This window comes from Oleiphilus sp. HI0043 (genome assembly GCF_001634935.1).
Genome location: NZ_LWEY01000097.1, coordinates 1 through 799, shown reverse-complemented (window position 1 = coordinate 799; position 799 = coordinate 1). Strand labels below are relative to the sequence as shown.

The following is a 799-nucleotide window of genomic DNA, read 5'->3' as shown; positions in this document are numbered from 1 at the left end:
TACTACAGAATGATTAGTCGTTAGATCTTGGCGGGAAAATGTATCACCTCCGCTAATTACGACCGTGCTATCGGATTCCTTATCCGTCACCCACTCTACGACTGCAGATACGTCACTTATGTTTTTTACGAATGGACCCGAAATAATTTTCGGCGGTATTAGCTCGGTTGTTGGGTTTGACTCCGTTGTAAAACTTATCGTCTCACTAATACTTTGCTCACCTTCAGAATTGAAAGCATCTACCTGAAGAAAGTAAGTTGTTTCTGCTTGCAAGTTATTAAGCGCGATAGCGTGAGCGGCGGTAAAGTTGAAATCGGATTCAAGCTGGTTCATTTCGTCAGACGTGAGGCCATAACGAACTTGACCTGTTGATGCCTTTTCTGTTGACCAGTTGACGATTGCGCTAGACGCGCTAACATCACTAACGAAAGGCTGAATTGTAAATAAGGGGGCAGGGAGCTCAGGTGCACTAGCTTCAGTTCCAGAGTTAAACTCCGCTATAGCGCAATCAGCACTATTACCTACAGCATCAGTCAAACTTATTTGATACTCATAATTGGTGTCAGGTAATAGCCCGTTCAGTAATTCTAGTCCCGTCTCTCTTAATTCTGAATTCGCCTGCTGACTCCAAGTACTTGCTCCTTTTTCCCTGTAGTTAAGGCTTATTACTGCTAGCTCACTGCTTTCCCAAGTGACTTCGGCAAAATTAACAAATGCTTGGGCTGTAGGTGGTGTTATACAGTTTGGCGGGGTTGAATCTACAAATTCTGTACTTAAAGCACCAATCACTTTGCTAGCA

1 protein-coding gene is annotated in these 799 nt (G+C 43.6%); it reads right to left on the bottom strand.

Annotated features, from left to right (window positions below; translation table 11 throughout):
- On the bottom strand, positions 1-799 hold a 799-nt coding region (locus tag A3729_RS01830), incomplete at both ends, for a fibronectin type III domain-containing protein (RefSeq protein WP_156497580.1).